This is a genomic window from Streptomyces ruber, from assembly GCF_014648075.1.
Classification (GTDB): domain Bacteria; phylum Actinomycetota; class Actinomycetes; order Streptomycetales; family Streptomycetaceae; genus Streptomyces; species Streptomyces ruber.
On the sequence record NZ_BMQK01000035.1, the window covers coordinates 1 to 20,911 of the forward strand.

Consider the following 20,911-nt stretch of genomic DNA (forward strand, 5'->3'; position numbering starts at 1 on the left):
GAGGCTCAAGCCGGGCCCACTGGTCGTTTGTCAGATCCCCACGTCCCACAGGACGTGATCATCAACGAACAAGATCCACTTTCGCAACAGACCCTAGACGGCCATGCCGTACACGATCGTGAAGAGTGTGCCCAGGGAACCGATGATGAAGACACCGGTGAGACCCGCGATGATGAGGCCCTTGCCCTGTTCCGCGCTGAACGTGTCACGCAGGGCCGTCGCGCCGATGCGCTGTTTGGCGGCACCCCAGATCGCGATGCCGAGGCAGAGCAGGATGGCGATCGCCATCACGACCTCGATCATCACGCGGGCCTCGTTGCCCAGGGTCCCGAACGGGCCCCAGTCCGGGGCGATTCCGCCGATGATGGTGGTGATGTCGCCTTCTTCGGCTGCAAGGAACATGTAAGTCACCGCCCCTAGTGGGTTGTTCTGCACCCTCTGAGCCAGCTGCACAGAGGTCGGGCCCATTGTCGCCGACGATGCCGCTGTCGTATGTCGACTTGGCGTCATTGATTGGCGAATTTCCTATGGAACCCTTGCGTCCGGCCCGTGTCATCCCCTGTCGGAGAGTGCGGACGGGCAGGTGAAGGGTCGTTTTGTCACTCTGTGTATCACGCTCGATCACATCGGGCAATGAGGTCGAAGCGGAACCCGGGGTGTGGTCCTGTCGTTAGTCCCTGTCTGCCCGCGGCCCTCCGGACCTCCGGCCGACTGTCCGGTTCTGACGGGGTGTCCGGCCGGTGGGGCCGGGTTCCGAGTGTGCCGGACGAGACGGTGGGACGCGAGTGCCGGGTGGCGTCGGGGTGGACGGGGTCCCATGCTCGTTCCGTGCCCGTGGTGCTGTGGTCGTCTGAATTTGGCCGGAAGTGATCGGAAGAGGGCTGATCGTCATCTCGGTACCCATGATCGATCCAGGCTCCGCGGGAATCAACCGCTCAACGTGTTCACGGGGACGGCAACAGCGCGAAGAGAGCCGTACCGGGTGCGCGAGGCCCTTCGACCTCGCTCTGCCGGAAGCCCTGGAGGCCCACCGCGACCACCATGTGATCGCCCGTCTGCTGCGGGCCGCGGCCACGGCGCAGGGCGGGGCCGCGCCCGTCCCCCCGGCGGGCGCGGCCCCGCGGTGGTGCCGCGCCCGACCCCCGTACGGGCGTGACACCGTGTCCGGAGGAGCCTCAGGAGTCCCCTGCGCCTCCGCGGAACGCGAGTGCGGTACCACTGTGCGGCAGGGGGACGGCGGTGTTCCAGGGTTTGCCGCTGTGCGCAAACCTCCGGTCCGCGGCCTCGCAGCCGGCTCGTGACGCCCGGCTCAGCCCGGGAGGCGGCCGTTCAGCAGGGCCATGCCGAGCCCGGTCACGTGGTGGCGCACCGACTGGCCGGCCCGCCGCGTCTCCAGCAGGCCCGCCGCGCGCAGCACGGAGGCGTGGCGGCTGACGACGGGGAGGGCGACCCGGGCCCGGGCCGCGATCTCCGTGGTCGTGCCGGGGGTGACGGCCGCCTCCAGGATGACGGCGCGTGTACGGCCGACCAGGGCGACGAGCGGGGCCGGGTCGCCCGCGCCCGTGCCCTCGGCGGGGAGCCCCGGGGACAGCCAGCCGAGCTGCGGCTGGAGCGGGTAGACGAGCACCGGCGGGCGTTCCGCGTCCAGCAGGGTGATCGGCTGGATGCGGAGGAACAGGGACGGGACGAGGACGAGGCCGCGGCCGTCCAGATAGAGGTCCTGTTCGGCGTAGACCGGGAGGTGCAGCACGGGCGCCTCCCAGCGCGCCCGCGGATGGAGCTCCGCCAGCAGCCGGTCGACGCCGCCCGACAGCATGTCCCTGGCGCGCCGGTCGCGGTCCGCGTCCGCGTGCGCGCGCATGCGCTCCTGGTACGGCGCGAGCGCCACCCGGTGGTACGCGGTGATCGCCGCGCCGAGTGTCCCCAGCGCCGGGGCCTTCGCCTCCGCGAGGGCCCGTGTCCAGGGCGTCGGCGGTGCCTCGGCGGCCAGTGAGGCCATGTCGGCGCGCAGCGCGTCGCGGGGCGTGGACAGTACGCGGTCGAGCTGGGTCCCGAAGTCCGCCTCGCCGCGGCCGGGCGTCAGGAAGTCGGGCGAGTAGCCCCACGGCCGGGCCAGCTCGGTGAGCAGCCGGACCGACGCGGGCAGGGCGGCACGCGTTCTGCGTCGCCACTCGCCGAACACGAGTGAGTCGTCCCTCTCCTGGAGGGAGTGCAGGCTCAGCAGTACGTCCCAGAGCGGATCGGCGCTCTCGGCGACGGTGACGTTGCGCAGGTCCTCGCTCGTGAAATGGATGCGCAGCATGGGTCCCCCTTCGCGTAAGGGGACGATAGGCATGTGCGATCGGCGTAATCCAGCGGCATATTGGCTGGATCAGGACAAAATCCGGGCGGATTCGGTCAGGTTGTGGGGTCGCCCTCCAGGTCGACACCCTCGACGAAGTGATCGAACTCGCCGGCCTGTACGCCGAGCACGAAGGCGTCCCATTTGCGGCGGTTGGTCGTCACGACGGTGTCCGGGTCGCTGGTCTCGCGAAGGTAGACGGGCGCCTCCCCGTCGTCCCCCTCGCCGAAGGCGATCTCGATCCAGGGGCCGGGGCCCTTGACGTCCTCGGGGGCGGCGCGGATCCAGTCGAGGTCGGTGGGGATGTCAGACACGGTGCGTTTCCTTCTCGGGGGTCTTGAGGGTGCGGAGGAGGGCGCGGAAGGCGTGGGGGGTGATGGTGAGGGTGGTGTTGGTGGGGTCGGCGGATTCGGTGAGGTGGACAGTGGAGCGGGGGGCGTTGGCGGCTATGTGTACGCAGGATTCGCCTTCACCGCAGTACGACGACTTCTGCCAGGTGGAAGTTGGCACGTGCACCCCTCAGGTGGTCAGCAGGATGTGGTGGATGAGGGCTCGGGATTCGGTTTCGGTCAGGCTGAGAGCAGCCAGGCGGCCCAGGATTCGGCGGTATCTGTCGAGTTGGGCCTCGGCGTCGAGCAGGACGCTTCCGTGGGCCTGGTCGAGCTGAACGGTGTCCAGTTGCGGGACCTGGCCGTGTACGTAGTAGACGGGCTGCCCGGCTCCGGGAAAGCCGCCGACGTCGAACGGAATGGCCAACACGGTGACGTGGGGGTGCTCGCTCATCTTGAGCAGATGCTCGAGCTGCCGCCTGGTCACGTCGCGTCCGCCGAACCGCATGCGCAACGCGGCTTCGTGGATGATCGCCTGGTACGGGACGGGCTCCCGGTTGTTGAAGACGATCCCCTGGCGTTTGATCCGGAACGTCGTCCGATGCTCCACCTCGGGGGGCGCCAGGTCGGGCACCACCTGGCGGAAGACCTCGCGGGCGTGATCCATGGTCTGCAGGAGACCGGGGATGCCCGCCGTGTGAGCGGTGCGCAGGGCAGTGCCGTGGTGCTCCACCTCGGCCAGGTCCAGCAGGGCGGCCGGTAGCAGATCCCGGTACTCCTCCCACCAGCCACGCGTGCGCTCGGACGTCATCGTGGCCAATGCTTCGACGAGGTGGCTGTCGGCGCACTGGTAGTGGGCGGCGAGCGTGCGCAGCCGGTCGGCGCTCACCCCGACCCGACCGGCCTCCATGTTGCTGACCTGAGCCTGCCTGATGCCGAGGAGTTGACCGGCCTCCGTGGCGCTGAGCCCCGCACGTTCGCGGAGCTTGCGCAGTTCCACGCCGAAGCGCAGCTGTCGACCTGTCGGATTGTGCCTCACGGACTTGCCGGCCTCCCGTCACTCACATGAGTGGTAGTGAACTCAGTCTCGCCGAATTGGTAAATGAATTAACCGCATCGCCGCTACCGTGAAGTCACCGACCAACTCCCCTCCGTGATCGGAGACTTCCGTGGCCACCGTATCGCCGTCCTGGAACTACACCCTTCACCTCCCCCGCGACCCCAAGGCCCCCGGTGTCGCCCGCGCCACCCTCCGATCCGTCCTCGCCGCCCACGGGCTCGCCCAACTCCTGCCCACCGCCGAACTGCTGGCCTCCGAGCTGCTCAGCAACGCCCACCTGCACACCGGCGGCCCCTACTCCCTCGGCATTCGTCACCGCGAGCCCGGGCGGCTCGTGGTGGCCGTCCGGGACGTGGACCCGTATGTTCCGGTCGCCTTCCAGCAGGGTGCCCCCGCCGCAGCTCCGCCGGAAGGTGCCGAGCACGGCCGCGGGCTGCACCTCGTCACGGTGTGTGCCGACTCGTGGGGCGTCTCCGTGGCCAGGGAGGGGAAAGTTCTGTGGGTCGAGTGCAAAAGCACAGGTGAGTGATCGTTCCCCCGTCGACTCGTCGCACTTACACTCGTTGCCGTGTACTCCCAGAGGGTGAAGGGCGGTTGACGGTGCGTAAGGCGTGGGTCGTGGCGGGTGCCACCCTCGGTGCCGGGCTGAGCTTCGTGATGGTCCTCGTCGTGGGGGTGTACGTCGTCGCCGGGAACATCGCGGGCAGCGCCGGCGGCGGACCCGTCGCACTCGCCAAGGGATCCGTTCCCGCCGCGTACCAGAGCCTCGTACAGAAATGGGGCAATCTGTGCGAGGCCATAAATCCCGCCCTGCTCGCCGCGCAGTTGTACCAGGAGAGCGGATGGAATCCGCGGGCGCAGAGTCCGGCCGCCGCCCAGGGCATCGCGCAATTCATTCCGGGCACGTGGGCCACGCACGGAATCGACGGCAACGGCGACGGACAACGGAACGTGTGGGACCCCGAGGACGCGATTCCGTCGGCCGCCTCGTACGACTGTTCTCTTGCCCAGTACGTGAAGAACGCGTCCGGCAACCCCACCCACAACATGCTCGCCGCTTACAACGCCGGCCCGGACGCGGTGAACAGGTACGACGGCGTCCCCCCGTACCGGGAGACCCAGAACTACGTGCAGCGGATCACGACCCTGGCGGAGAGCTTCGCGGCGCCCGTGACCCGGGTCGACCCCTCGGAGCAGGCCGCCGGCGCCATCGCGTACGCGCAGAAGAAGCTCGGCACGCTCTACCTGTGGGGCGGCAACGGCACCGCCGACCAGGGCGGGCGCTTCGACTGCTCCGGACTGACCAAGGCCTCGTACGAGAGCGTGGGGATAGAGCTGCCCCGCGTGGCCAACGACCAGTACAACGCCGGACCGCATCCGGCGCGGGACGAGTTGCTGCCGGGAGACCTCGTGTTCTTCTCCGACGACCTCACCAACTCGCGGGCCATCCGGCACGTGGGTATCTATGTCGGCGGCGGGTACATGATCAACGCGCCGCGGCCCGGTGCGGTCATCCGTTTCGATCCGATCGACACGCCGGATTACTTCGGGGCCACCCGGGTCACCGAAGACGGCGCGGAAGCATTGCCGACATCGGTGTGATGTCACGTAATTCAGTGTGAATCCCTGCCCTGAGCTGCGTGGATGTGTCTCTCTTCGATAACGTCTGCGTGATCATTCAGTGGAGGGTGGAACGCTGTCCGAGGGACTGTGCGTTCCTTTCGAGGTAGTGCGTCGACACGTTCGCGAACCGAATCGGTTCCGTTCGCGGTACGGGTCGAGCGGCTCTACGACCACGGGGGTGGCAACAGCGGCGCACACAGGGGTGCGGCCGCGAAACAGGGAACAGTTGACGAAGGGGCCGCTGCAGGATGGCTGGTGCACTCGCCGAGTCCGTAACGCTTGCCGGAGGGCGCTCCGGGGCGTATCTCGCCGAGTCCGGGTCCAACCCCGACGTCGAGCTGCTCTACGACATCAACGGGCTGGCGAAGGACGCGCCGAGCTGGTTCGACGACATCATGACGTTCGTCGGTGAGTACGGCCTGCTCCTGGCCACGGTGCTGATGGTGCTGTGGTGCTGGTGGGGCGCGCGGCGCCGGGGCGGGGAGGATGCCGCCGCGTCCGTGGCCGCGCTGGTCTGGGTGCCGCTCGCGGCGGGCGTCGCGGTGCTGGTCAACGTCCCGATACGCAACTTCGTGGAGCGCCCGCGGCCCTTCCTCGACCACGACGGGCTCGAGGTGCTGATCGACGGCAAGAACGACTTCTCCTTCGTCAGCGACCACGCGACGCTCACCATGGCCATGGGCGTGGCCCTGTTCCTCGCCAACCGCAAGTGGGGGTTGGTCGGGCTGGTGTTCGGCCTGCTGGGCGGGGTCCTGCGGATCTACATGGGCGTGCACTACCCGACCGACGTCATCGGCGGTTTCGCCCTCGGCACGGCCGTGGCACTGCTCCTCTCGCCGGTCGCCATGGCGCTGCTCACCCCGGTGGTGAAGGCGGTCGAGCGGTCGCCGCGCGTGGGGTGGCTGGTCCGGGCCCGGGGCGCGCGAGGGAGGGCCGAGGTGGTCGCCGGGGCCTCCGTCGAGCCCCCGGCGGGACAGGGACAGCGGGACCTGGCCGCCTAGGCGCCACCGCTGGAGCGCCTGCCGTCGCTACAGCGCCTGCGGGAACGTGAAGAACCGCTCCGGGTCGTACTTCTCCTTCACGTCCGCCAGGCGGGACGCCGCCTCGCCGTAGTACGCCTCGCGCCAGTTCCTCAGCGTCGCGTCGGTGTAGTTCTGGTACGCGGCACCCGACGCGTACCGGGCCATCGCCCCGTGGACCGAGCCGAGCCAGGACTCCGCCGCCGTCCCCGAGCCGTCCGCCGGCCAGGAGACCAGGTACTGGGCCAGCGTCCGGGAGCGGCGGTGGACGAAGGACGTCGCGGTGGGGGACACCCGGTTGATCGCGCCGCCGAGTGCCGTGAAGGCGACGCTGCCCGTACCGCCGCGTACCGCCGAGATCTGGTCGAGGAGGGTCCGGACACCGTCCGGCGGGAGCGAGCGGTCGAAGAAGTGCGAGCGGGCCGTGTACGTCTCCCGCCTCAGGGCGCCCGTCTCCGTACGGCCCGGGGTGGTGCCCGGCAGATGGCACTGGGCGTCGGTGTCGTACGACGAGCAGCCCGCGTACACCTCCATGGACTCCTCGTAGGAGTGGCGGCGCAGGGAGACGGCGCTCGCCGGCGCGCCGATCCGGTCCGCCAGCCGGTCCACCGCGTTCTGCAGCTCGCCGTAGGTGCCGAGGGAGAACGCCGAGACGGAGACCGACGGACTCCCGCCGGCCGCGCTCGCCACGTGGCAGGTCGACCAGATCTCGTCCGGCTGGTCCGGGCCCCACTCCTGCCAGGCCGCGACCACGTCGGCGGCCCGCGACCAGGGCCAGCGCAGGTCGGCGGTGACGGACCGGGGCGCGGGGTGGGTGCGGAAGCGCAGCTCGGTCACGACGCCGAAGTTGCCGTTGCCCGCGCCGCGCAGCGCCCAGAACAGGTCGTCATGATCCTTTTCGTCGACGGCGAGTTGCTCGCCGTCGGCCGTGACGATCGTGGCCCCGGTGAGGCTGTCGCAGGTCAGACCGTACGCGCGGGAGGCCACGCCGTGACCGCCGCCGAGGGTCAGGCCCGAGACGCCGACCGTGGGGCAGGAGCCCGCGGGGATGGTGACGCCCTTCGCGGCGAGGGCGCGGTAGACGTCGATCAGCTTGGCGCCGGCGCCGACGACCGCCTCGTTCGCGGAGGCGCGGACCGTGGCGAGCCGCGACACGTCGACCACCAGCCGGCCGTCGCCCGAGGACCAGCCCGCGTAGGAGTGGCCCCCGTTGCGGATCGAGACCCGTACGTCGTGGGCCCTGGCGTAGGAGAGCAGGGTGCGGATGTCCTCCGTATGCGAGGGGTAGGCGACCGCGGCGGGCTCCAGACCGTCGAAGCGGGTGTTGTAGAGCCGGCGGGCCGTGGTCCACGAACCGTCGCCGGGGCGCAGGAGCTCGCCGTCGAGACCGTCGGCCAGTGCCTTCCAGCCGGCCGCGGCGGAGCGGGTGGGGGTGGGCGTGGTGCCGGTGGTGGTCGCGGTTGGAGTCCCGGTTGCGGTGGCCGTGGTTCCGGGGGCGCTCGCACCGCCGCCGGCGCAGGCCGCCGTCGCCGCCGCGGTGAGGACGGCCGCGCCGCCGCCGATGAACCTGCGCCGTTCCATGTGGGGCCTCCCGGTGGGTCCGCGCCGTCCTGCGCGGGGCGTTCGCGGCTCTGCTGCGTGGTCGTCCTGCGTGGGTCGTCCTGTGGGTCGTCCTGCGTGGGTTCTGCGTCGGACCCGCGTCGGTCCTGTGGAACGAGACGGGTCTCTGTTGACGGGGGTTCCACCTGGGGCCGCTTCCAGTGCTTCCCTGGGGGAACTCCCGCCTCCTGCTTCCCTCCGGCTCCTTCGCTCTGTCGACTTCCGGCCAATCGGCGGGTGTCGTGCCGCCGTGGTGGTGCGCGGCGCGGTCGCGGCGGCCGCCCGGGGCCCTTGGGGCGGGGGTGCGCGTCCGTGGCGCGGAAAGCACGCGGGCCGGGCCCGCCTTGCCCGCAATCGTCGCGTGTCCTCGACGTGAGCGTTCCGTGACCTCACCGCACCGACGGCAGGGGTTCACCGGCCGTTCACTCTCGGCCATAGGTGACTTCACCTGTTCTGCCTAATTTCGGCCTTACCCGGTGCGAGGGGCGGGCCGAATAGGCGGCGCGCGGCTCGCGGCGAGAGCAGCCTGAGGGGTGGGGGCGGGACGCCATGCGGTCCCGGACACGACCCTCAGCGCTCACCAACACTTCGCACGCCGCCAGGTGGACGGCGGCTTCAGGAAGGAACTCCCGAAAGTGAAGCTTCAGCGCAAGAACCGGCTGCGCGCCCTGTCCCTCGGTGCTGTGGCCGTCTCCAGCGCCCTGGCCCTGACGGCGTGCGGCTCCGACGACGCCGGCACCGAGGCCGGCGGCAACAGCTCGGCCACCGCCAACAGCAACATCGACTGTGGTGACGCCAAGGGGCAGCTGCAGGCTTCCGGCTCCTCCGCGCAGGCGAACGCCGTCGACGCCTGGGTCAAGCAGTTCTCGGCCGCGTGCCGGGACGTGCAGATCAACTACAAGCCCGACGGTTCGGGCGCCGGTATCACCGCGTGGCTGCAGGGACAGACCGGGTTCGCCGGCTCGGACTCCGCGCTCGACGCCGACGAGATCAAGGAGTCGCAGAGCGTCTGCACGGACGGCCAGGGCATCAACCTGCCGATGGTCGTCGGCCCGATCGCCGTGGCCTACAACCTCGAGGGCGTCGACAACCTCGTCCTGGACGCCCCCACCCTCGCCAAGATCTTCGACAGCAAGATCACGAAGTGGAACGACGAGGCCATCAAGAAGCTGAACCCCGACGCGCAGCTTCCCGACGTCAAGATCCAGGCCGTCCACCGCTCCGAGGACTCCGGCACCACGGAGAACTTCACCAAGTACCTCGCCGCCGCCGCTCCCGACGACTGGAAGTACGAGCCCGCCAAGGCGTGGGCCGCCAAGGGTGGCGCGGCCGCGCAGGGCTCCTCCGGTGTCGCCGCGCAGGTGAAGCAGGTCGCGGGCGCCATCTCCTACATGGAGCTGTCGTACGCGGAGGAGCTCAGCACGGTCGACATCAAGACCGGTGCCGCCGAGCCGGTCGAGGCCAACACCGAGAACGCCACCAAGTCCCTCACCGAGGCCAAGGTCGTCGGCACGGGCAAGGACCTCGCGCTCGAGCTGAACTACACGCCGGACGCCGAGGGCGCCTACCCGCTCACCCTCGTCACGTACGAGATCGTCTGCGACAAGGGCAACAAGGCGGAGACCCTGCCCGCCACCAAGGCCTTCCTGAGCTACGCCGCCTCCGAGGACGGTCAGGGCCTGCTGGCGGACGCCGGCTACGCGCCGATCCCCGACGAGATCATCACCAAGGTCCGCGAGACCCTCGCGAGCCTGAGCTGACCTGAGCGTGCGGCCCGCTCCGTCCCGGGAGCGGGCCGCACCGTCCGGTGCACCGCCGCCAGGAGCCGCCGCCGACCGCGGTGGCTCCGCTTGAGAGCCGCCCCTGCGGATGGCTCGCAGACCGGAGAACCCGATGGACATAACGACACAGAACCCCACATCACCTCCCGCAAGCCGGCCCTCGGAAGTCGAACAGAAGCGCGCCGCCCGGGCCGCCACCCGCCCCGGGGACCGGGTCTTCCTCGCCCTCTCCCGCGGGTCCGGCGTCTTCCTGCTGGTGCTGATGGCCGCCATCGCCGGCTTCCTGACGTACCGCAGCGCGCTCGCGCTCAGCGAGAACGAGGCCAACTTCTTCACGACCTTCGAGTGGAACCCGACCGGCAACCCGCCGGAGTTCGGCATCGCTGTCCTGGCCTTCGGCACCGTCGTGTCGTCGATCATCGCCATGGCCATCGCGGTCCCGGTCGCGGTCGGCATCGCCCTGTTCATCACGCACTACGCCCCGCGCAGGCTCGCCGGCCCCATCGCGTACGTGATCGACCTGCTGGCCGCGGTGCCGTCCATCGTGTACGGCCTGTGGGGCGTCCTCTTCCTCGTACCGCACATGCAGGGCCTCTACGGCTGGCTGGACGACTACCTGGGCTGGACCGGCATCTTCGAGTGGCAGGGCGGCGCGCCCCGCTCGCTGTTCACCGCCGGCGTCGTGCTCGCGATCATGATCCTGCCGATCATCACGAACGTGAGCCGTGAGGTCTTCCGGCAGGTCCCGCAGATGCACGAGGAGGCGGCCCTGGCCCTCGGCGCCACGCGCTGGGAGGTCATCCGCATGGCCGTCCTGCCCTATGGACGGTCCGGCGTCATCTCCGCCTCGATGCTCGGCCTCGGCCGTGCGCTCGGCGAGACCATGGCGGTCGCCATGGTCCTCTCCCCGGCCTTCACCATCAACGCGAGCCTGCTCGACTGGGGCGGCGGCACCTTCGCGCAGAACATCGCCGCCAAGTTCAGCGAGGCCAGCGTGATGGGCCGGGACGCGCTCATCGCCTCCGGTCTGGTCCTGTTCGTGATCACACTGCTGGTCAACGGTACGGCGCGCATGATCGTCGCCCGCCGCAAGGAGTTCTCGGGGGCCAACGCATGAGCCACGCAACCCTTACCGACAAGCGCCCGGGCAGCCTGCGCGGCGCGACCCTGCCCAAGTGGTTCCCCTGGGCGGTCGCCGCGGGCTCGATCGCCCTGGGCATCGGGATCAGCGCCGCGGCCGGGCTGCGGAGCAGCATCCAGTGGGGCCTGATCGCCGCGGTCCTGTTCGTCCTCGGGACGTACGGCATCGCCGGGCGCGTCGAGGGACGCCGGCAGGCCAAGGACCGTGTGGTGACCAGCCTGGTCTGGGTCGCGTTCCTCCTCGCCGTCATCCCACTGGCCTCCCTGGTGTACGAGACCGTCAAGCGCGGGGTGAAGGTCCTCGACGGGTACTTCCTGACCCACTCGATGGGCGTGGTCGCCGACAAGGATCCCGGCGGCGGTATCTACCACGCCATCCTCGGCACGCTGCAGCAGGTCGGTATCGCCACCGTGATCGCCGTGCCGATCGGTGTGCTGACGGCGATCTACCTGGTCGAGTACGGCCGCGGCAAGCTCGCCAAGGCCGTCACCTTCTTCGTCGACGTCATGACGGGCATCCCGTCGATCGTCGCCGGTCTGTTCGTCCTGTCCACCTGGATCCTGATCCTGGGGATGGGGGCGTCCGGTTTCGCCGGCGCGTTGGCCCTGACCATCCTGATGCTGCCGGTCGTCGTCCGCTCCACCGAGGAGATGCTCAAGCTCGTCCCGAACGAGCTGCGCGAGGCCTCGCTGGCGCTGGGTGTGCCGAAGTGGCGGACCATCCTGAAGGTGGTCGTGCCGACCTCCATCGGTGGCATCACCACGGGCGTCATGCTCGCCATCGCCCGTATCACCGGTGAGACCGCTCCGCTGCTGATGCTGGTCTGGGTGACCGACTTCATCAACGCGAACCCCTTCTCCGACGCGCAGGGCTCGCTGCCGGTGTACATCTACCTGCAGTACAGCGCCGGAGGGGAAGCGGCGTACGACCGTGCCTGGGCTGCGGCCCTGACGCTCATCGCCTTCATCATGATCCTGAACCTCGCGGCCCGCGGCATCGCCCGCTGGAAGGCCCCGAAGACCGGTCGCTGACGCGGCCATCAGCGACCAGTTCCCCCCTCGAAAGAAGCAGTGATTCCACATGGCCAAGCGCATCGATGTCAGCGGCCTCAACGCCTACTACGGCTCCTTCCTGGCCATCGAGGACATCTCGATGAGCATCGAGCCCCGTACCGTGACGGCCTTCATCGGCCCCTCCGGCTGCGGCAAGTCCACCTTCCTGCGCACCCTGAACCGGATGCACGAGGTGACGCCCGGCGGCAGGGTCGAGGGCAAGGTCATGCTCGGCGACGAGAACCTGTACGGGGCCGGGATCGACCCGGTGTCCGTGCGGCGTGAGGTCGGCATGGTCTTCCAGCGGCCGAACCCCTTCCCCACGATGTCGGTCTACGACAACGTGGCCGCGGGCCTGAAGCTGAACGGCAACTTCAAGAAGTCCGAGCTCGACGACATCGTCGAGAGGTCCCTCAAGGGCGCGAACCTCTGGAACGAGGTCAAGGACCGCCTGAACAAGCCGGGCTCCGGTCTGTCGGGCGGCCAGCAGCAGCGTCTGTGCATCGCCCGCGCGATCGCGGTCGAGCCCAACGTCCTGCTGATGGACGAGCCCTGCTCGGCGCTCGACCCGATCTCCACGCTGGCGATCGAGGACCTGATCGGCGAGCTGAAGGAGCGGTTCACGATCGTCATCGTGACCCACAACATGCAGCAGGCGGCCCGGGTCTCCGACCGTACGGCGTTCTTCAACCTGGCCGCGGTCGGCCAGCCCGGCAAGCTGATCGAGATGGACGAGACGGAGCGGATCTTCTCCAACCCGTCGGTCCAGGCCACGGAGGACTACATCTCCGGCCGCTTCGGCTGACCGGCACTCCGCCGCACGACCCCTCGCGGTGCTGCATGGCGGTGCCACCGCGAGGCACAGGGCCCGCCTCCTGACTCCCGGGGGCGGGCCCCCGCACATGTGAAACGCCGGACGGGCTGACAGGTGTCAGCCCGTCCGGCGTTTCACAGGGAGCCGCGGGGCCCTACAGGAACGCCAGATGCACCAGCGCGAAGCACCCCGCCGCCACCACCGCGGCCGCCGGCATCGTGATGAACCAGCCGAGGACGATGTTCTTGGCCACGCCCCAGCGGACCGCGTTCACCCGCTTGGTGGCGCCCACACCCATGATCGACGAGGTGATCACATGGGTCGTGGAGATGGGCGCGTGGAAGAGGAACGACGTGGTGAACATGATCGACGCACCGGTCGTCTCCGCCGCGAAGCCCTGCGGCGGGTCCAGCTCGATGATCTTGCGGCCGAGCGTCCGCATGATCCGCCAGCCGCCCGCGTACGTACCGAGCGAGAGCATGAGCGCGCAGGCGACCTTGACCCAGACGGGGATCGGGTCGCCGTAGTCCTCGACGTCGGCGATGACCAGGGCCATCACCACGATGCCCATCGTCTTCTGGGCGTCCTGGAGGCCGTGGCCGAGGGCCATGCCCGCCGCCGAGACGGTCTGCGCGATACGGAAGCCCCGCTTGGCCTTGTGCGGGTTGGACCGGCGGAAGATCCACAGGATGGCCGTCATCACCAGGTAGCCGGCCAGCAGGCCCACCACCGGCGAGACGAACATCGGGACGACGATCTTGTCGACCACGCCGTCCCAGTAGACGGTGGTCCCGCCCGCCAGCGCCGCGCCCACCATGCCGCCGAACAGGGCGTGCGAGGAGGACGAGGGCAGGCCGAAGTACCAGGTGACCAGGTTCCAGACGATCGCGCCCACGAGTGCCGCGAAGAGGATGCCCATCCCCGTCGAGCCCTCGGGTGTCTCGATCAGGCCCTCACTGACGGTCTTGGCGACACCGCTGCCGAGGAAGGCGCCCGCCAGGTTCATGACCGCGGCCATCGCCAGCGCGGCCCTCGGGGTCAGCGCCCGGGTCGAGACCGAGGTCGCGATCGCGTTCGCCGAGTCGTGGAAGCCGTTCGTGTACGTGAAGAAGAGTGCGACCAGGATGGTCACGACCAGAGCGAAGGTGTCCATGGACCGGCCTCAGGACTCCTTGACGGCGATGGTCTCCACCGTGTTCGCCACGTGTTCGAACGCGTCCGCCGCTTCCTCCAGGACATCCACGATCTGCTTGAGCTTGAGCACCTCGATGGCGTCGTACTTGCCGTTGAAGAGGTGGGCGAGCAGCTTGCGGTGGATCTGGTCCGCCTGGTTCTCCAGCCGGTTGACCTCGATCCAGTACTCGGTGAGGTTGTCCATGGTCCGCAGGTTCGGCATGGCCTCGGCCGTCAGCTCGGCGGCCCGGGCGAGCACCTCGATCTGCTGCTCGACGCCCTTCGGCAGTTCCTCGACGTTGTAGAGGACGACCAGGTCGACGGCCTCCTCCATGAAGTCCATGATGTCGTCGAGGGAGGACGCCAGGGAGTAGATGTCCTCGCGGTCGAACGGCGTGATGAACGAGGAGTTGAGCTGGTGGAAGATCGCGTGCGTGGCGTCGTCACCGGCGTGTTCCGCGGCCCTCATACGCTCTGCGATCTCGGCCCGGGCGGAGGAGTCCGCCCCGAGCAGTTCCATCAGGAGCTTCGAGCCCGTGACGATGTTGTCCGCGGAGGCGGCGAACATGTCGTAGAAGCTCGTCTCCCTGGGGGTCAGACGAAAGCGCACGTGGGGTCCTCGGGGTGCTTCGGTTCGGTCAGGCTGATGCTAGGCGCAACATTCGGCCACGGCTAACGGGCCGCCCTCCAGTGTCGCCCATCAGGCAGAGCGATCCGCACGGGGGAGGAAGCGCCCGTCCACAGGCTGTGGGCGAGGACACGGCCAAGGGACCCTTACCCAGCAAAGTTCGTTACCATATACCTACCCGGGGTATATGCCGTACACGTCTGTGGGAGGACGCGATGACGACCACCGAGGCCGGCGCGACGGCGCCCTCCGAGGCCACCTCCGACGCGGGCCCCGACACGGTGGTGACCGACCACGACCGCGGGGTGCACGGGTACCACGAGCGCAAGGACGAGCACCTCAAGCGTCTCCGCCGCATCGAGGGCCAGATCAGGGGCCTGCAGCGGATGGTCGACGAGGACGTCTACTGCATCGACATACTCACCCAGGTCTCGGCCTCCACCAAGGCCCTCCAGTCCTTCGCCCTGCAGCTCCTGGAGGAGCATCTGCGCCACTGCGTCGCGGACGCCGCGCTCAAGGGCGGGGACGAGATCGACGCCAAGGTCGAGGAGGCCACGAAGGCGATCGGCCGGTTGCTGCGCACCTGACGGGCGCTCACCGGGAGGGCGGCTGCGCGGCCCGGCGCTCCGGTGTGTCCCCGCGGGTGTCGGGACGGGTGTCGGATGCACATTCCTCCCCCACCCGCAGCACCTCGTCGATGCGGTCCGGGCTGAGCCGGTCCCCGCGGGCGGCCGACGCCGCGATGATCAGTTCGCCGCACAGTTCGATCTCGGCGAGGGCCACGTGGTCCTGAACCGCCGTACCGCCTGCCGGAGCCACGTGCTTCACCTCTTCTCCGCTGTCACCGACTTCCTAGAGTAGGGAGCGCCCTACACACCGCGCATGGCACCAACGGGCTATTCGTCGGCACCCGACCGGATGCCGTCCGCGTGGTCCGGCCATCCATCGGTGACGGTCCGGGACGACACGCTACTCCCCGGTCCGCGGGGGTCCTCGACGGGCTTCAGTCCTCGGCGATCTTCCCCGCGTACATGTCCTCCGGCCTCGGCAGACGTACGGCGACGGGGACGCCGAAGTCGTACAGCAGCGTCGTGGAGGCGACCGCGATCGTGTTCCCGTGCTGCCCGCCCGGGAAGCTGAACCGGTGACGCACCTTCCTGATGCGGCCCTGGTCGTCGAGGTAGGCGTCGAAGCGGACCTCGGCGGTGGCGAACCCTTTCGCTGCCGCCCGCAGCGCGCCCCGGTTGCCCTTCGACGCCTTCCCTGCGGCCTGTGCGAGGTCCGCCGTGCCCTGGTAGTGCCGCACCGGGGTGCCCGCGACCTCGGCCTCGCCGACCTCACGGGCCGTCCGCGTGCCGCGCAGCACCTCGGCCGCGGCGAGGGGGTCGGTGGCGCCGCCGGTGACGAGGTTGCCGTCGGAGAGGGCGGCGGTGTCGACCCGCACCCACTTGTCGGCCGGCACCCCGGCGCCGCGGTTCTTCATGAACAGGGCGCCCGGCGCGAGCAGCTCGGTGATCGGGCGGCGCTCACCGGTGCCGGCGGCGCCCTGCGGCAGCCGTACCCGGAGCCGTCCGCGCCGCTGGGCGTAGTCGTACACGCCCGCGCCGCGGATGGTGACGCGGGTGCCGCCGGTGGCCATCTCCATGGAGGTACGGGTCCGGGAGGTGCCGGTGCGCAGCAGGGTGTCCGCGGCCTGCCGCAGCACGTCCACGGGGTCGGCGGCGGCGCGCGCGTCCTCGCTGGAGAGCGGGATGGACCGGCAGCCGGCGCCGCACATCAGGACGAGCCCGGCCGCGACGACCGCCGCACCCGCCCTCGTCCGCTTCCGGCTCCGTCCGGGCGGTAGGGCCCCCATGAGCGGGGGGACCCACACGTGCTGCCGCGCCACCATCGTCTCAACCCCCAGCCGGTCGGTCCCGGGCCTGTCGTCGCCGGGTCAACGACGGAGCGGGCGGTGCCGTCACGCGCCCGGCCGGCCGTTCACCTACGGCGGGTAACGTGCGCGCCGTGGCACAGCAGGACGAGATCACCCCCCTTCTCGGGGACCCGGACCACCGCCCCACGACCGTCGAGCAGGGACGGTTCTGCATCGCCCGGTGCAGCTGTGGCTGGCGGGGACCGGCGCGCCGGGCACGGAGCCGGGCACGGACGGACGCGGCGGAACACGTGGACGGCCGTGCGGAGGGGTAGAGCGGCGGGGCGGGGCGGCGCTCAGCCCGGCCGGAGTACCGTCAGCAGATCGTCCACCAGCTCGCGGTCGCGCGGCTGGGTGAGGCGCTCGCGGGCCTCGTCCGGGGGGAGCCAGACGATGCGGTCCACCTCGCGGCCGGGCTCGAAGCGGCCGCCGAGCGCCTCGGCCGACCAGTAGCTGACCTGCTTGGGGCGGCCGTCGGCCAGGTAGCGGGCCGTGGCCAGGCGGGCACCGGGCGCGCACCGCTGGCCGGTCTCCTCCTCGACCTCGCGCAGGGCGCCGGCCAGGGGGTCCTCACCGCGCTTCAGCTTCCCCTTGGGGAAGGACCAGTCGTCGTACTTGGGCCGGTGGACCAGGCAGAGCTCCAGCGTCCCGGCCGTGGCGGAGCGGCGCCACAGCACACAGCCCGCCGCGAGGACCGTGCCGTCGCCGCTCATGCGGTGCCCACCGCCTCCTTCTGCCAGCACTGCTGGAACGCGAACCGGGCCGCCTCCACCTCGTGACGCTGGTCGGCGTGGAGGACGCCGAGCGCGTACGCCGTCGCCGGGGCGATGCGCGGGGTGCGGGCCGCCGAGGCCGCGGCGGCCGCCGCCTCCGAGGCGTCGCGGTGCCGGTCGAGGGCCTCGCCGGCCGTCAGCAGGCGCACGTCGGCCGCGAGGTCGGGGCCGTGCAGCACCTCGCGGGCGTACCGGTACAGGCGCAGCAGCAGGCGCACCTGGTGCCAGGGGGCGTCCTGGGGGTGCGGGGCGGTGTCGGGGGAGAGGCCGTGGACGAGGGCCTCGGCGTTGTACGGGCTGCCCGCGGTGACCAGGGGCAGGTTGGTGACCGCGTCGTTCAGCCGGTCGTGGGCGGCGCCGGCCAGCGGGCGCAGGTCGGCGGCGGACGCCGCGGGGGTGAGCGGCACCTCGCTGGCGAGGACGGCCACGCTGTCGGCGACTGCGTGGAAGCGGGACGAGCCGAGCGCCTGGAGCGCCGCCGAGTGGGCGCGGGTGCGGGCCAGGGTGAGCTGCCGGTCGAGGAGGGCGCCCGCCTTGGCGGCGCCGACGGTCAGGGCGCCCTTGGCGGTGCCCTCGCCCGCGGCCGGCGCGGCGCTCGGGGACCGGCCGGGGAGGGCGGCGCCCGACAGCCGGTTCAGCGCCGCCACCAGCCGGTCCAGGCGTGCCGCGTACGCGTGCTCGCGGGCCAGCGTGCCGGAGAGCCAGGCCAGCTCGGGGCGGATGCGCTCGGACCAGTCGGCGTCGAACAGCGGCCGGAAGGTGTGCAGGGTGCCGCTGATGCGGCGGGCCGAGCGGCGCAGGGCGAGCGCCGCGTCGGCGGCCTCGTCCCACTCCTTGCCCTCGGAGTGCCCGGTGTTCTCGGACCTCCCCGGGTCCGCCCGCGCCGCCGACCTGGTCCGGGCGGCAGCGCCGCCGTTGCCCCCCGCCTCCTGGTGGGCGCGCAGCGCCCGGAGGAACTCCGTGGCCTGGGCCCGCAGGTAGGCCGGGAGGACCTCGGCCAGGGGGGTGCCCCCCCGTTCGGCGAGGCCGTTCCGGTCGGGCGGGGCCGGGTGGGGGAAGGGGACCGGGAGTCCGGGGGTGGCCCCCGTCGTCGGGCCCGTGGGGTCAAGGTGTCGCTGTACCACGCCGGCGCCTCCGGGCGTCAATGAGCATCTCCTGGACGTTGCGGAGGGGCTGTCCCTCGGCGTCCGTCGCGTGCCGGGTCCACTCGCCGTCCGGGCCGAGGTGCCAGGAGGCGGTGCTGTCGGACATCCCGGTCCCCAGCAGGCGGTCGAGGGACGCCCGGTGGGCCGGGTCGGTGACCCGTACCAGCGCTTCGATGCGGCGGTCGAGGTTGCGGTGCATCATGTCGGCGCTGCCGATCCACACCTCGGGCTCGCCGCCGTTGCCGAAGGCGAAGACCCGGGAGTGCTCCAGGAAGCGGCCGAGCACGGACCGCACCCGGATGTTCTCCGACAGGCCGGGGACGCCGGGCCGTACCGCGCAGATCCCGCGGACCCAGACGTCCACCGGCACGCCCGCCTGCGAGGCGCGGTACAGGGCGTCGATGACCGCCTCGTCGACCATCGAGTTGACCTTGATGCGGACGTACGCGGGGTGGCCGGCGCGGTGGTGCTGGATCTCCTTGTTGATGCGGGAGATCAGTCCGTCGCGCAGGGACTTCGGGGCGACGAGCAGCCGGCGGTAGGTCTCCCGGCGGGAGTAGCCGGAGAGCCGGTTGAACAGGTCGGAGAGGTCGGCGCCCACCTGCTGGTCGGCGGTGAGCAGGCCCAGGTCCTCGTAGAGCCGGGCCGTCTTCGGGTGGTAGTTGCCGGTGCCGACGTGGGAGTAGCGGCGCAGGGTGTCGCCCTCCTGGCGCACCACCAGCGACAGCTTGCAGTGCGTCTTCAGGCCGACCAGGCCGTACACGACGTGGCAGCCGGCCTCCTCCAGCTTGCGGGCCCACTTGATGTTGGCCTGCTCGTCGAAGCGGGCCTTGATCTCGACCAGGACGAGGACCTGCTTGCCGGACTCGGCGGCGTCGATCAGCGCGTCGACTATCGGGGAGTCGCCCGAGGTCCGGTACAGCGTCTGCTTGATGGCGAGCACGTCCGGGTCGGCCGCCGCCTGCTCCAGGAACGCCTGCACGGAGGTGGAGAACGAGTCGTACGGGTGGTGCAGCAGGACGTCCCGCTCGCGCAGCGCGGCGAAGATGTCGGGCGCCGACGCCGACTCGACCTCGGCGAGGTCACGGTGGGTGCCCGCGACGAACTTCGGGTACTTCAGCTCGGGCCGGTCGAGCTTGGTGATGCCGAACAGGCCGGTGAGGTCCAGGGGGCCCGGCAGCGGGTACACCTCGGCCTCGGAGATCTTCAGTTCCCGTACCAGCAGGTCGAGGACGTAGCGGTCTATCGACTCCTCGACCTCCAGGCGCACCGGCGGCCCGAAGCGGCGCCGCATGAGCTCCTTCTCCAGGGCCTGGAGCAGGTTCTCGGCGTCGTCCTCCTCCACCTCCAGGTCCTCGTTCCGGGTGAGGCGGAAGGTGTGGTGCTCCAGCACCTCCATGCCCGGGAAGAGCTCCTCCAGGTGGGCCGCGATGATGTCCTCTATGGGCACGTACCGGTTCGGCGAGGCCTCCAGGAAGCGGGACAGCAGCGGCGGCACCTTGACGCGCGCGAAGTGCCGGTGGCCGCTGACCGGGTTCCGTACGACGACCGCCAGGTTGAGCGAGAGGCCGGAGATGTACGGGAAGGGGTGCGCCGGGTCGACGGCGAGCGGGGTCAGGACCGGGAAGATCTGGTGGCGGAAGAGCGTGAAGAGGCGGGCCTGCTCCTTCTCCGTCAGCTCGTTCCAGCGGACCAGGTGGATGCCCTCCTCGGCGAGCGCCGGGGCCACGTCCTCCTGGTAGCAGGCGGCGTGACGGGCCATCAGCTCGCGCGAGCGGGCCCAGATCATCTCCAGCACCTCGCGGGGCTGGAGCCCGGAGGCGGAGCGGGTGGCGACGCCCGTGGCGATCCGGCGCTTCAGGCCCGCCACGCGGACCATGAAGAACTCGTCCAGGTTGCTGGCGAAGATCGCCAGGAAGTTGGCCCGCTCGAGGAGGGGCGTGGCCGGGTCCTCCGCCAGTTCCAGGACGCGCTCGTTGAACGCGAGCCAGCTGCGCTCCCGGTCGAGGAAGCGGCCCTGGGGCAGCTCGGCACCGTCCGGCGACTCCTCGTACACGTCGAGGTCGGCGTCGAGGTCGGGCTCCAGGCCGGAGACCGCGGCGGTCACCGTGTGCGGGCGGTGGGCCGCTATGGAGCCCACGGAGGGCTGGGGGTGCTGGACCTGTGCCGGGGCGTTTTGCTGACTCATGGCCCCATTCTTCCGCGCCGGCGAGGAGACGGGCGTGTCGGAACGAGCTGGCGGGAGGGCGGCGGGAAACATGCCGCTCCCCGCGCTCGCCCCGTCCTGCGGGGGTGGCGATGGCTCGGGTACGGCGGGGCTCATTGAGCGAGCGTCGCAAGGCCGTCTTAATCAACGGTTACGGAGACATGACGTGCGGGATAGCGGGAGGCGTCCCGCGGGGGCGTACCTGGGGTGCGCGCGGGGGGTGCCTCTATGTCTTTGGTCAAGCGGGGCGTGGGGTTCTGGGTTCGTAGAAGGTGCCGTCGCGGAGCATCGCGAACAGCACGTTGATCCGTT

At 70.6% G+C, this 20,911-nt stretch carries 22 protein-coding genes; 9 read left to right on the forward strand and 13 right to left on the reverse strand.

The features are described 5' to 3' along the window. Nucleotides 1–93 precede the first annotated feature (93 nt). The 5 genes from IEZ04_RS33975 to IEZ04_RS33995 form a co-directional block, all read right to left on the reverse strand. Nucleotides 94–402, reverse strand: coding sequence for a DUF8827 family protein (locus tag IEZ04_RS33975; RefSeq protein ID WP_189220856.1), 309 nt, complete (start codon nucleotides 400–402; stop codon nucleotides 94–96). A 907-nt stretch (nucleotides 403–1,309) separates the two neighbouring features. Beyond that, nucleotides 1,310–2,302 (reverse strand): ArsR/SmtB family transcription factor, encoded by a 993-nt coding sequence (locus IEZ04_RS33980; protein WP_189220857.1) that lies wholly within the window; start codon nucleotides 2,300–2,302, stop codon nucleotides 1,310–1,312. A gap of 95 nt (nucleotides 2,303–2,397) precedes the next feature. Further along, nucleotides 2,398–2,655: a DUF397 domain-containing protein gene (locus tag IEZ04_RS33985; RefSeq protein WP_189220858.1), complete on the reverse strand. Its 258-nt coding sequence runs from the start codon at nucleotides 2,653–2,655 to the stop codon at nucleotides 2,398–2,400. Then, the gene (locus tag IEZ04_RS33990; RefSeq protein WP_189220859.1) at nucleotides 2,648–2,851 is read right to left on the reverse strand and encodes a DUF397 domain-containing protein; all 204 of its coding nucleotides are present in this window, start codon (nucleotides 2,849–2,851) and stop codon (nucleotides 2,648–2,650) included. The genes IEZ04_RS33985 and IEZ04_RS33990 overlap by 8 nt, the downstream gene beginning before the upstream one ends. Nucleotides 2,852–2,860: 9 nt before the next feature. Next, a complete protein-coding gene (locus tag IEZ04_RS33995; protein WP_189220860.1) occupies nucleotides 2,861–3,709 on the reverse strand; it encodes a helix-turn-helix domain-containing protein in 849 nt (282 codons plus the stop codon). A gap of 130 nt (nucleotides 3,710–3,839) precedes the next feature. Here IEZ04_RS33995 and IEZ04_RS34000 point away from each other — a divergent pair, with 130 nt between their 5' ends. The 3 genes from IEZ04_RS34000 to IEZ04_RS34010 all read left to right on the forward strand — a co-directional run bounded on the left by IEZ04_RS34000 (nucleotide 3,840) and on the right by IEZ04_RS34010 (nucleotide 6,354). After that, entirely contained in the window at nucleotides 3,840–4,259 is a 420-nt protein-coding gene (locus tag IEZ04_RS34000) for an ATP-binding protein (RefSeq protein WP_189220861.1), read from the forward strand. A 71-nt stretch (nucleotides 4,260–4,330) separates the two neighbouring features. Continuing rightward, entirely contained in the window at nucleotides 4,331–5,332 is a 1,002-nt protein-coding gene (locus tag IEZ04_RS34005; protein ID WP_189220876.1) for a C40 family peptidase, read from the forward strand. Between the two features lie 269 nt (nucleotides 5,333–5,601). After that, nucleotides 5,602–6,354 (forward strand): phosphatase PAP2 family protein, encoded by a 753-nt coding sequence (locus IEZ04_RS34010; protein WP_189220862.1) that lies wholly within the window; start codon nucleotides 5,602–5,604, stop codon nucleotides 6,352–6,354. A gap of 27 nt (nucleotides 6,355–6,381) precedes the next feature. On the opposite strand, the gene IEZ04_RS34015 is transcribed toward IEZ04_RS34010, so the two are convergent. Next, a complete protein-coding gene (locus tag IEZ04_RS34015; protein WP_189220863.1) occupies nucleotides 6,382–7,953 on the reverse strand; it encodes an FAD-binding oxidoreductase in 1,572 nt (523 codons plus the stop codon). 653 nt (nucleotides 7,954–8,606) lie between these two features. Here IEZ04_RS34015 and pstS point away from each other — a divergent pair. The 4 genes from pstS (at nucleotide 8,607) to pstB (ending at nucleotide 12,750) form a co-directional block, all read left to right on the forward strand. Continuing rightward, nucleotides 8,607–9,731: a phosphate ABC transporter substrate-binding protein PstS gene (gene pstS, locus IEZ04_RS34020; RefSeq protein WP_189220864.1), complete on the forward strand. Its 1,125-nt coding sequence runs from the start codon at nucleotides 8,607–8,609 to the stop codon at nucleotides 9,729–9,731. 133 nt (nucleotides 9,732–9,864) lie between these two features. Continuing rightward, nucleotides 9,865–10,869 (forward strand): phosphate ABC transporter permease subunit PstC, encoded by a 1,005-nt coding sequence (gene pstC / locus IEZ04_RS34025; protein WP_189220865.1) that lies wholly within the window; start codon nucleotides 9,865–9,867, stop codon nucleotides 10,867–10,869. Beyond that, the gene (pstA, locus tag IEZ04_RS34030; RefSeq protein ID WP_189220866.1) at nucleotides 10,866–11,924 is read left to right on the forward strand and encodes a phosphate ABC transporter permease PstA; all 1,059 of its coding nucleotides are present in this window, start codon (nucleotides 10,866–10,868) and stop codon (nucleotides 11,922–11,924) included. The genes pstC and pstA overlap by 4 nt, the downstream gene beginning before the upstream one ends. Before the next feature lie 49 nt (nucleotides 11,925–11,973). Next, complete coding sequence (pstB, locus tag IEZ04_RS34035; RefSeq protein ID WP_189220867.1) at nucleotides 11,974–12,750, forward strand: phosphate ABC transporter ATP-binding protein PstB; 777 nt, start codon at nucleotides 11,974–11,976, stop codon at nucleotides 12,748–12,750. A 163-nt stretch (nucleotides 12,751–12,913) separates the two neighbouring features. Here pstB and IEZ04_RS34040 read toward each other — a convergent pair whose 3' ends face one another. Together IEZ04_RS34040 and IEZ04_RS34045 are read right to left on the reverse strand one after the other, a co-directional pair. Next, complete coding sequence (locus IEZ04_RS34040) at nucleotides 12,914–13,912, reverse strand: inorganic phosphate transporter (protein ID WP_189220868.1); 999 nt, start codon at nucleotides 13,910–13,912, stop codon at nucleotides 12,914–12,916. Between the two features lie 9 nt (nucleotides 13,913–13,921). Further along, complete coding sequence (locus tag IEZ04_RS34045) at nucleotides 13,922–14,542, reverse strand: DUF47 domain-containing protein (RefSeq protein ID WP_189220869.1); 621 nt, start codon at nucleotides 14,540–14,542, stop codon at nucleotides 13,922–13,924. Nucleotides 14,543–14,775: 233 nt separating this feature from the next. Here IEZ04_RS34045 and IEZ04_RS34050 point away from each other — a divergent pair, with 233 nt between their 5' ends. After that, the gene (locus tag IEZ04_RS34050) at nucleotides 14,776–15,147 is read left to right on the forward strand and encodes a metal-sensitive transcriptional regulator (protein ID WP_189220870.1); all 372 of its coding nucleotides are present in this window, start codon (nucleotides 14,776–14,778) and stop codon (nucleotides 15,145–15,147) included. Nucleotides 15,148–15,154: 7 nt separating this feature from the next. On the opposite strand, the gene IEZ04_RS34055 is transcribed toward IEZ04_RS34050, so the two are convergent. Both IEZ04_RS34055 and IEZ04_RS34060 read right to left on the reverse strand, forming a co-directional pair. Then, complete coding sequence (locus IEZ04_RS34055; RefSeq protein ID WP_229821487.1) at nucleotides 15,155–15,379, reverse strand: hypothetical protein; 225 nt, start codon at nucleotides 15,377–15,379, stop codon at nucleotides 15,155–15,157. A gap of 184 nt (nucleotides 15,380–15,563) precedes the next feature. After that, nucleotides 15,564–16,415, reverse strand: a complete 852-nt coding sequence (locus IEZ04_RS34060) for an SCO4651 family lipoprotein (protein ID WP_189220872.1) — start codon at nucleotides 16,413–16,415, stop codon at nucleotides 15,564–15,566. A 152-nt stretch (nucleotides 16,416–16,567) separates the two neighbouring features. Between IEZ04_RS34060 and IEZ04_RS34065 the strand changes: the two genes are divergently transcribed. Next, nucleotides 16,568–16,750: a hypothetical protein gene (locus IEZ04_RS34065; protein WP_189220877.1), complete on the forward strand. Its 183-nt coding sequence runs from the start codon at nucleotides 16,568–16,570 to the stop codon at nucleotides 16,748–16,750. 21 nt (nucleotides 16,751–16,771) lie between these two features. On the opposite strand, the gene IEZ04_RS34070 is transcribed toward IEZ04_RS34065, so the two are convergent. From IEZ04_RS34070 to IEZ04_RS34080, 3 genes are read right to left on the reverse strand one after another with little or no spacing between them, the layout of a single operon-like run. Continuing rightward, on the reverse strand, nucleotides 16,772–17,188 hold the full coding sequence (locus IEZ04_RS34070) for an NUDIX hydrolase (protein ID WP_189220873.1): 417 nt from the start codon (nucleotides 17,186–17,188) through the stop codon (nucleotides 16,772–16,774). Next, nucleotides 17,185–18,372 carry a CHAD domain-containing protein gene (locus IEZ04_RS34075; RefSeq protein WP_229821488.1) on the reverse strand — a complete coding sequence of 396 codons (1,188 nt, stop codon included), beginning with the start codon at nucleotides 18,370–18,372 and terminating at the stop codon, nucleotides 17,185–17,187. Before IEZ04_RS34075 ends, IEZ04_RS34070 begins: the two co-directional genes overlap by 4 nt. Continuing rightward, nucleotides 18,353–20,581: an RNA degradosome polyphosphate kinase gene (locus IEZ04_RS34080; protein WP_373296400.1), complete on the reverse strand. Its 2,229-nt coding sequence runs from the start codon at nucleotides 20,579–20,581 to the stop codon at nucleotides 18,353–18,355. Before IEZ04_RS34080 ends, IEZ04_RS34075 begins: the two co-directional genes overlap by 20 nt. Nucleotides 20,582–20,911: the final 330 nt, after the last annotated feature.

Excerpts from the sequence above, each read along its gene's own strand:
- IEZ04_RS33975 (WP_189220856.1), bottom strand. The coding sequence starts at position 402 with ATGTTCCTTGCAGCCGAAGAAGGCGACATCACCACCATCATCGGCGGA.
- IEZ04_RS33980 (WP_189220857.1), bottom strand. The coding sequence starts at position 2,302 with ATGCTGCGCATCCATTTCACGAGCGAGGACCTGCGCAACGTCACCGTC.
- IEZ04_RS34010 (WP_189220862.1), top strand. The coding sequence starts at position 5,602 with ATGGCTGGTGCACTCGCCGAGTCCGTAACGCTTGCCGGAGGGCGCTCC.
- IEZ04_RS34015 (WP_189220863.1), bottom strand. The coding sequence starts at position 7,953 with ATGGAACGGCGCAGGTTCATCGGCGGCGGCGCGGCCGTCCTCACCGCG.
- pstC (WP_189220865.1), top strand. The coding sequence starts at position 9,865 with ATGGACATAACGACACAGAACCCCACATCACCTCCCGCAAGCCGGCCC.
- pstA (WP_189220866.1), top strand. The coding sequence starts at position 10,866 with ATGAGCCACGCAACCCTTACCGACAAGCGCCCGGGCAGCCTGCGCGGC.
- pstB (WP_189220867.1), top strand. The coding sequence starts at position 11,974 with ATGGCCAAGCGCATCGATGTCAGCGGCCTCAACGCCTACTACGGCTCC.
- IEZ04_RS34040 (WP_189220868.1), bottom strand. The coding sequence starts at position 13,912 with ATGGACACCTTCGCTCTGGTCGTGACCATCCTGGTCGCACTCTTCTTC.
- IEZ04_RS34050 (WP_189220870.1), top strand. The coding sequence starts at position 14,776 with ATGACGACCACCGAGGCCGGCGCGACGGCGCCCTCCGAGGCCACCTCC.
- IEZ04_RS34060 (WP_189220872.1), bottom strand. The coding sequence starts at position 16,415 with ATGGGGGCCCTACCGCCCGGACGGAGCCGGAAGCGGACGAGGGCGGGT.
- IEZ04_RS34070 (WP_189220873.1), bottom strand. The coding sequence starts at position 17,188 with ATGAGCGGCGACGGCACGGTCCTCGCGGCGGGCTGTGTGCTGTGGCGC.
- IEZ04_RS34080 (WP_373296400.1), bottom strand. The coding sequence starts at position 20,581 with ATGAGTCAGCAAAACGCCCCGGCACAGGTCCAGCACCCCCAGCCCTCC.